General features: G+C 52.6%; 5 protein-coding genes and 1 rRNA gene. 3 read left to right on the forward strand and 3 right to left on the reverse strand.

Annotation, left to right across the window (positions count from 1 at the left end):
- A 5S ribosomal RNA gene (rrf, locus tag E3E51_RS12815) occupies positions 1 to 100 on the forward strand; the annotation flags it as partial.
- 84 nt (positions 101 to 184) lie between these two features.
- Positions 185 to 1231: a hypothetical protein gene (locus E3E51_RS12820; protein WP_167913504.1), complete on the forward strand. Its 1047-nt coding sequence runs from the start codon at positions 185 to 187 to the stop codon at positions 1229 to 1231.
- Here E3E51_RS12820 and E3E51_RS12825 read toward each other — a convergent pair.
- Positions 1202 to 1942: a PH0542 domain-containing protein gene (locus tag E3E51_RS12825; RefSeq protein ID WP_167913505.1), complete on the reverse strand. Its 741-nt coding sequence runs from the start codon at positions 1940 to 1942 to the stop codon at positions 1202 to 1204. The two genes, E3E51_RS12820 and E3E51_RS12825, sit on opposite strands and share 30 nt — an antisense overlap.
- 75 nt (positions 1943 to 2017) lie before the next feature.
- Here E3E51_RS12825 and E3E51_RS12830 point away from each other — a divergent pair, with 75 nt between their 5' ends.
- Positions 2018 to 3301, forward strand: coding sequence for a PQQ-binding-like beta-propeller repeat protein (locus tag E3E51_RS12830; protein WP_206204587.1), 1284 nt, complete (start codon positions 2018 to 2020; stop codon positions 3299 to 3301).
- On the opposite strand, the gene E3E51_RS12835 is transcribed toward E3E51_RS12830, so the two are convergent.
- Positions 3293 to 4318 carry a CheF family chemotaxis protein gene (locus E3E51_RS12835; RefSeq protein ID WP_167913506.1) on the reverse strand — a complete coding sequence of 342 codons (1026 nt, stop codon included), beginning with the start codon at positions 4316 to 4318 and terminating at the stop codon, positions 3293 to 3295. The genes E3E51_RS12830 and E3E51_RS12835 overlap by 9 nt on opposite strands.
- Before the next feature lie 20 nt (positions 4319 to 4338).
- A complete protein-coding gene (locus E3E51_RS12840; RefSeq protein WP_167913507.1) occupies positions 4339 to 5091 on the reverse strand; it encodes a hypothetical protein in 753 nt (250 codons plus the stop codon).
- Positions 5092 to 5316: the final 225 nt, after the last annotated feature.

Consider the following 5316-nt stretch of genomic DNA (forward strand, 5'->3'; position numbering starts at 1 on the left):
TCACACCCGGTCTCGTTTCGACCCCGGAAGTTAAGCCCGCCAGCGATCCCGGGTGTACTGTCCTCCGAGAGGGGACGGGAAACCGGGGACGCCGCCGGCCACTATTACCCCTTCTGGAGTAATCACCTACACAAAAAAGTTATTTAGTTCTTATCTGTCTAACTATTCTTGGTGAGTAAACCCCATGCTCGGAAAGAAGAAGAAACAGGGACTGGGCTGGGAGTACATCAAGGAGCGTCATCCCGAGATACTGGAGGAGCTCAAGACCCTGAGGAACTGGGACACCGTCAGGTCTGCCATCCCCGAGTCCGAGACCATAGGTGATTATTCGCTCCTCTCCCTGGAGGCTATAGCGGCCCTTATCATGGAACTCAGGGTTGAGAAGGAACTCCTGTCCGAGAGGCTGGACGTTCTCAACAGGAAGCTCGACGACTTAAACACGTCCCACAAGAATTCAACGTATTCCCTTGAAAAGAAAATCGGGGAGCTTGAAAACTCTCTCTCCGAGCTGGAGAAAAGGATGATATTTCTGGACAGCTTTGAAACCGTCCTTCCCAGGGTGAACGATATTGAGGGGCGCATTGAGAGGTTGCCCTCGGAGATAATGTCCCAGGTCGAAGAAATCTACGGCAAAAAGATTGACGCTTACATAAACGAGTACTTGGAAACGAAGCTTGAGGAGGTCGAGAAGAAACTCCGTGAGGAAGTCTTGGGGGTCAGCGTGAACCTCGCGGAAACGCTCCAGAAGATTCAGGAGAGATACGAGGAGCTTGTGATTGAGAACATGAGGCTTAAAAAACTTCAATCGGAGAATGAGAACTTAAAGAGGGAGCTTCTCGAACGTGAGAGGGAGATAGAGGATCTCCGGAGACAGCTCAAGTCGCTGAAAGACGTTTCTCAGAAGATTGACGCGCTGTCCCAGAAGGTCGCGGGATACAGGGCAAGACTGGAGGAGCTGAAGGGTATCGAGGACGAGCTGAAGGCCATGACGGGTGTCGACGACACAAAGCTCGCCCTGCAGGTCATAAAGAAACAGCTCGCCCAGAAATCGAAGTTTGAGCGGACCTTGAAGGAGGTTAAAGTTCTACTGAAGGACTTGGAGGAGATAAAGGAGGAGAACATGAGGCTGAGGCAGGAGAACGAGAAGCTCAGGGATGCCCTCAAGATGGTCCTCCAGGAGAAGCTTGGAGGGGAGGAGGCATCACTCCCTGTAGAGCCGGAGGGTGAGTAGGCCTTCCTCGATTTTTCTCTTAACGAGGGGGCTCCGGTCGTCCTGGGACTCCTCCAGCTTGGAGATGATGATTTTCTTGAGTTTGGGATTGACGGATGCCATTTGGACGAGCACTTCCACCGTGCTTGCCCTGACGACCTCGTCCCCATCGTGGAGCAGCATGAATATCTTGGGTAAAAAGGGGGTCACGTACCTCAGCCCGTTTTCCCCGAGGGCCGAGATGAAGTTCAGGGCGGTCAGTTTATCCGCGGACTCCTTGGAGCAGAGCATGTAGCTTATATCCCTGAAGACGTTGCCGAGGAGTTTGGGGTTTGCCCTCATTATCTCCTCCAGGACGTACGCCATGTTGACCTTCACCTTGGGGTCTCCTATCCTGTAGTTGGCGAATATAACCGGAATGGCCTTGCTCACCTTTTCAGGGTGTCTAACCGAAAGCTCCCCGAAGGCCCTGGCTATCTCCTGGGTTAGCGGCACCGCTTCGCTTTTCAGTATCATCGCGACCAGTTTGTTTATGAGTGCGTCATAGAAACCTGGGGGCAGCTCCTGTACGGCCATTATGACCTTCAGAGCGTTTTTTTGAGCTATCCACAGATCGTCGTCTAAAAACGTCACGACCTTTTCCAGAAACTCCCTGCTTACTGACGCTTTCACTATTATTTCGTCCAGCTTCTCCCCAGAGGCTAATGCTTCCCGCAGTTCGGCTTCTTCCATCTTAGGGCACCTAAGTAGTTTTAGCGGCCAACAAATTTATATAAATTTCCGTCTTTCTAACCGCGGGGATGAAAGATGAGCGGGAGAATTTACGTTGTTCTGGCGCTGTTCACTCTGATGCTGCTGCCCCTTGCCGGTGCCGAAAAGCTCGTGCTCTGGGAGGGTAAAATCTGTGAGGACGTGCCCTATCAAAAAAGCATCGAAGCAGTTTCCATTCTCGATGGGAGAATTTACGTCGGCTGCTCATACAGACAGGTGGCCAATGCGAGCGGCCTTATTGGAATCTACTACCTCGGAAGGGTGGCCGCGTATTCGATGGACGGGAGCCTCCTCTGGCAGAACGACTCCGGTTACGTCATCGGACTCAAACCCCTCCCTGACGGTCACGTTGTGGTTGGCAGCATGGGCGGTTTCATAACCTTTGATGAAAAGGGCAGATTCATGGCTCACAACGTCACATCGAACAAGCTCTACGACTTCCAGATTGTCGGCGGTACAGTCTACGCCGTCGACGGCGACTTCTTCATAGAGCAGGGCAACGCCTCGTACGTTGGCCACCTCTACCGCGGAAGACTCGTCAACGATACCGTCGTTCTGGGGGACTGGACGGTCAACTTCACCTCCCTGACGAGCAGGGTTCGCGTTGGGAACGGTGTAATCTACGTGGGGGCGGGCTTCCCGTCCGGGTACACCGGGCCCGGGGAGTTCGGGCATCTCTACGGTGTCTCACCGGAAGGTAAGATGCTCTGGGATCTCAATCTCGGTGAGTGGGTCAGGGACATGGAGGTTCTGAACGGAAACCTGCTGGCGGGTACCGGAAGGAATCCGTCGGATGGCCATCTGTATTACGTATCCCCCGAGGGGAAGATGCTGTGGAAGCGGAGCCTCTTCTACGTGGAGGACGTGGAGGTTGGCGACGGTAGGGTCTACGTTGGGGGAATGGGAAACGGAACCGGTGTTCTGGCCGCCTTGGATCCCTCGGACGGAAAGGTTCTCTGGACGAAAACCTTCCCGTGGAGGGTTAAGGTCGTCAAGTACGCCGATGGGAAGCTTTTGGTGGGTACTGGAAAATTCGAAAGTAGTAATGCAAATGGGACTTCAATGGTGTACAGCGTTGGGGCGCTTTATATCCTGGACGCCAAGACTGGAAAGGAGCTGGAAAGCGTCCCTGACACTGGTTACGTCAGGAGCGTGGCGGTGGAGGGCAGCACCGCGGTAATCGGAACCGCCAGCCAGAGGTTCTACGTCATTGATCTAAATGCAGTAAAAACGGGGGGCATCTGCGGACCGGGATTTGTCGTGCTCCTGGGTGTGTTGATGGGGGGGATGTTTTCAAAAAGGAGGAGGCGCTCACATTGAGACGAGTCCGTACTCTATGAGTTTGTTTACTATTTTTCTTCCTTCCCTGGTCAGGTTTACCACCTTTCGTATCATCACAATCTTCAGGAGTCCCTTGTCGATCATCTTGTCGTATATCTCCTCAATCTCCCTCTCATCGAGTCCGAGGAACTGATGAACTTCGAGGGGATTCAGTCCTGAGTAAAGCGCCATCAGTATCTGTTTCTCCACTTCGTCAAGGCTCTGGAGCTCCTTCAGCTCCTTCTCCATGACCTCCTTGAACTCGGACTGCAGGCTCGGGAATTCTTTGGAGACCTTCATAATGAACTCGAAGTAGCTGGGGAGGTACTTCAGCAGGTAGCGCAGGACGAAGAGCCTCGTTTTCTTTTCTGGGATGACCAGATATGAGGTGACGGTCTCATCGACGTAGAAGTGCTTCACCTTCCACGCCTGCACTTTCTTTCCGTTGAGCTCTACCTCCTCTGTATCGAGGTCTTCAACATCGGAGAACACCGGGATTGGTTTCCTGTCTTCATCGAGCACAACGATATTGCGTTCGGTTCTTCCCCTTTTTGCGGATTTTATTGAGATAATCCTGAGGGAGCCGTCCTGCCATCTTGATTCCATATTGAGGGCCCCGCCTTTGATTCTGGCCAGCTGAATTTTTACAGCCTTTCCGTTTATCAGGGTCTCGAATATTGAGTGGATGAATTCCCGGAACTTCTTTTCATCGTATATCAGGAGGTTCTCACCGATGGTCAAAATGAGCGTCAGGTCTCCCCTTCCGGGAACGTAGAACCTCATTCCAAAGTGCTCCTTCTCGGGGTTAAGTTTGTATCCATCAGGTACGTTCACGGCGAGATCACTAAGGGCCGAGAACGGAAAAGTGTCCTCCCCGGACACCTCGCCCATTCTCAGATACCTCAAAACGATTTTATCGTTCTGGATAACCCCTATAGCGTCCCTCCAGTTCACCCTGCCCGTTCCTTTCCACGATGAAATAATCGCGGCCTTCAGACGAACTTCTGTGACGGCCATCTTAGACACCTGATGGAACTTCACGTTAGTGTGGAGTACTCCTCAAGCTGCCGCTCAAGTCTCTCGACTTTGGCCTTGAGGTTTTCACACTCCTTGTAAAGTTTAACCTCCAAGGGGGTCACGGCTGGGTTTTCACCCCTGCTCTTTATAAGTCCATCGAGTATCTCGATGGCGCTGTTTATGTTGGAGGTAACCTTTATGAGGGCCTCCTCAGGGGGCAGGGTCATCTGCTCCTTCCCGGTTTTGCTCTTAACGACTATCGGGAGCTTGGTTCTGCTGACGTATGCTATGGCCTGGTTCAGCCGCTCCTTGTCCCTCTGGCTGGGGAACCTGGCAAGCCACAGCCTTTTGAACTCGTCAAGTTCCGCCAGAACCTTCATGAGGAACGCGTTGTATTCGTCCTCTGAGATGTATCCAAGAGTGTATCCCCTCATGACGTCCATGAGCATTAACAGCCTCTCTTTCTTTCTCTTGGCCTCCTCCAGGACGTTTTGAACCTTTTCGTCTATAGCCTCCTTGAGCTTCTTGAGAAGTTCCTCCTCGTTAACGCCGGAGACGTTCATCTTTTTCGGTTGCTCCGTCGCGGTCACGGGTTTCTTCTGCTTCGGTTCCCCTTGTCTGGAAGCCGTGCTACTCTCCCTCAGCTCGCGCTCCACCAGTACTGCGTAGAGCTCACTCATCTGGTTGTTGAGTGTGTTGGATATCATGTACGCCGACAGCACGGTTCCGAGCAGCACCACGACGGCTATGACCGCTATCATCACCCAGTCCATCTTCTCACCCCCGATGCCGTGCAAATAATTGAAAATAACGAAAGAGCCTCAGAGTTTGAACCTGCTGATGATATCCCTCAGGTTTTCCACGATGTTTTTGAGGTCTCTGGCGGCTCTTTCGAGTTCTTCTGTTGCTGCAGTTTGTTCTTCTACTGCTGAGCTGACTTCTTCTGCTGAGGCGGTGGTTTCTTCAGCGCTGGCGGCCAGATTCTCAAGAGACCTCAG

The sequence above is a fragment of the Thermococcus sp. 21S7 genome, assembly GCF_012027615.1.
In the GTDB taxonomy this organism is placed as follows: domain Archaea; phylum Methanobacteriota_B; class Thermococci; order Thermococcales; family Thermococcaceae; genus Thermococcus.

What these genes read in the sequence shown, in the direction of transcription:
- E3E51_RS12820 (WP_167913504.1), top strand. Translation starts at nt 185, where the DNA reads ATGCTCGGAAAGAAGAAGAAACAGGGACTGGGCTGGGAGTACATCAAG.
- E3E51_RS12825 (WP_167913505.1), bottom strand. Translation starts at nt 1,942, where the DNA reads ATGGAAGAAGCCGAACTGCGGGAAGCATTAGCCTCTGGGGAGAAGCTG.
- E3E51_RS12830 (WP_206204587.1), top strand. Translation starts at nt 2,018, where the DNA reads ATGAGCGGGAGAATTTACGTTGTTCTGGCGCTGTTCACTCTGATGCTG.
- E3E51_RS12835 (WP_167913506.1), bottom strand. Translation starts at nt 4,318, where the DNA reads ATGGCCGTCACAGAAGTTCGTCTGAAGGCCGCGATTATTTCATCGTGG.
- E3E51_RS12840 (WP_167913507.1), bottom strand. Translation starts at nt 5,091, where the DNA reads ATGGACTGGGTGATGATAGCGGTCATAGCCGTCGTGGTGCTGCTCGGA.